This is a genomic window from Albidovulum sp. (genome assembly GCF_049646345.1).
Classification (GTDB): Bacteria; Pseudomonadota; Alphaproteobacteria; order Rhodobacterales; family Rhodobacteraceae; genus Albidovulum.
On record NZ_JBARVQ010000080.1, the window covers coordinates 1 to 2,676 of the forward strand.

3 protein-coding genes are annotated in these 2,676 nt (G+C 58.0%); all 3 read left to right on the plus strand.

The features are described from left to right. Positions 1 to 2,144 (plus strand): hypothetical protein (locus WBB85_RS02045; RefSeq protein WP_432636957.1); only part of this gene is annotated, 2,144 nt, incomplete at its 5' end. Between the two features lie 9 nt (positions 2,145 to 2,153). Continuing rightward, complete coding sequence (locus WBB85_RS02050) at positions 2,154 to 2,444, plus strand: hypothetical protein (protein ID WP_432636958.1); 291 nt, start codon at positions 2,154 to 2,156, stop codon at positions 2,442 to 2,444. Then, positions 2,444 to 2,676 (plus strand): hypothetical protein (locus WBB85_RS02055; RefSeq protein ID WP_432636959.1); only part of this gene is annotated, 233 nt, incomplete at its 3' end. The genes WBB85_RS02050 and WBB85_RS02055, both read left to right, overlap by 1 nt.

A 2,676-nucleotide genomic window follows, 5' to 3' on the forward strand; every position in this document is an offset into this window, starting at 1 on the left:
TCTCTGGCAGCAGCGTCATTATCAACCCGACAGGGGCTTTGGCGAGCGGCATTGATGTTTCCGTGCGCGTGTCGGTGGGCGCGGTGCAAGACCTGGCTGGCAATGATTGCGCGGCGATTACCGGCGATGCACTGACCTTTGCGACCAACTCGGCTGGCCCAAGCGCCGCTTTCCCGGACGATCCATACGGCTGGCGTGGTCAGGAAGCCACTTTCGCTTATCCGACAACTGGCGATCATGTCGTTGACGCGACTGGCGCGGGGGATTTTACGACCCTTACGGCTGCGGTTGCGGCGGCCACGGCGGGGCAAACGATCCGCGTAAAGGACACTGGCGTTTACCGAGAGGCATTCACCTATAAGTCTGACCTGACCGTAACAGGCTGGGGGACGGATCGGCCCCTTGTGTCGGCACAAGAGCCGGTCACCGGCTTTGTCCAATGTACGGCGGGCGATGCGGCTGTGCTTGGCTCTGTCTTGGGCGTGGCGAGCAGCCCCGTTTACAAAAAAACCGGCATCGCCCGGTCCGCCACTTCCGCGACATTGCTTGTCGGCCTCAATGTGATGGAAAATCATGTCCCCCTGTTCCCAAGCTCCGACCGGGCCGACCCGACGCGCATATGGTCGCAGGAAGATGAGTCGCTTGCACATGACGCGGCGGCAAACGGCGGCAGCATCCTGAAATCAGGGACAACCGTTGTCGGCGTCAATGACCCTACGGTTATCACGGCGGCGAAGTATACCGACGCGCAATTGCTCGCGGCGAAGGTGCGCATCATCGTTTCGCCTAATGAATACCCGATCCAAGACATTACGGCGGCCAACGTGGCGGGTAATTCCATCACCGTCGCGGGCGGTCGGACGCAAGACGGGTCAGGGCGCACCAAATACGCCATTGTCAACGTAGGACCGGCGATGGTTTCGGGAACCTATTTCACCATCGACAATGGGGCGACATTCGATCTTTACGTTTATCCCCTCAACCCGGCAAACATCGACAAGATCAGCATCGCGGCGCGGGCGCACATTATCACCCTGCCCGATAGCGGCGCGAATATGTACATCGGCGGCATGGACTTCGAAGGGGCTTCCGGCGATGGGACAACCGAAGGCTCATTCATCCGTGACGTGAGCAACGGCAACACCACAACCGGCCTGACGGTTGAGCGATGCAAGGCGCGCGGCTTTGTAAACCTCGGCTATCAACATGCGGCGGCGCTGCACCTTATCCGGTCAGACGATGCGACGATCCAATATAACACCTTTGAGGATTGCAGCGCGCACGGGACATTCCCCAACGGCTCGCTTGTCACCCAAAACAACGTGCTGCAACGCCGAAACGTATTCAAGCGATGCGGCAGCGCCGGGTCAAAGGCATACCGAACCAGCTATTTTATGTTTCTCCACAACTACCATGAAGATTGTGGATTCCGGGCGCACGGCAACTTGGGCAACGTCTATATCTCAGGGGACCGCCCGCTTTGGTGGGGCAATACGTTCGTCCGGTGCCAAGGCTATTTCACGGCGCAAAACGTCACCAACCCATGCGTGGCCTACAATTGGGCACCTTGTGACAGCAAATACAACACGGCGGGCGTAGATCTGGACAGCCGCAAGCTGGTCATGCAGGGCGCGACTGGGACATTCTATTGCTTCAACAACTCACTTCCGGTTGTGACCGACGGCGTTGCCCCCGGCGGCCACCTTGCGCTTTACCCTGACGACTCAGGTCTGACTTCATTTGTGGATAACAACGAAGCGCACGGCATTATCATCCCCGGTGATGCGCAAGGGCCGATGACAGCCAGGAATAACCTTGTGACGCACGATGGTTATTCAGGGCCAACGCACGGGAATATCGACGCGGGGGATTTCACCGGGGCCGCCGGGAAGTTCCCGACTTCCAACGTCTTTAACACCAACCTCCCCACGATATATAAGGACTTCGCAAATGGCGATTGGTCACCAACGGACGCCTCGTCTATAATTCTAACGATGACAACGCGAAACATGGTAACCGAAGTCAACGCGCTCAAAGCAGCATACCCGCTTGTTCCGATTGGGGATTGGGACATAGACGCTTTCGGCAATACCATCAACCACGCCGCGCCGAAACTTGGCGCTGACCAAAACAGAACCGTATAAGGAAAACAAATGGCTGATCTGAATATTGCCGAAAAGGCACTGGTGAAAGAAACACAAGAGGCGCTGGGCGCAGCGAAAGACGCACTGCGTGAAATCGCCGGGAATATGCGGCGTCTGGCAAAAATCAACCGCGATGCAGGGCGCGCGATGCCCGCAAACGCTGCGATGCGCCTTGAGGGGCGGGCGACCGAGATTCGCGGCGCTTTGATCGCGGCTCATGCTGACGCCTCGGATTCGCTGGCCGAAGCCTACGATGACGGCGGCATTATGGTCTTTGGCGGCGGCGGTGGACGCAGATAGTGGACTGGTCGCAGTACCTCTATGTTTCTGCCTTGGCGCTCGCGGTCCTGATTGATCGCGGGCGGCTATCGGCAATCATGGTTGCCAACTTCGCGGCCACGGTTGCCTTTGCTTCAGCGCCCCAAATGGTCGCTGTGGCCGATATGTTAACAATAGCCGTCTTGTTGTTCATTGATGCGCGGGCGCGGATAATCGCTGCGCTTTTTGTAACAATGCAGCCCGTTTATTTTCT

Excerpts from the sequence above, each read along its gene's own strand:
- WBB85_RS02050 (WP_432636958.1), top strand. The coding sequence starts at position 2,154 with ATGGCTGATCTGAATATTGCCGAAAAGGCACTGGTGAAAGAAACACAA.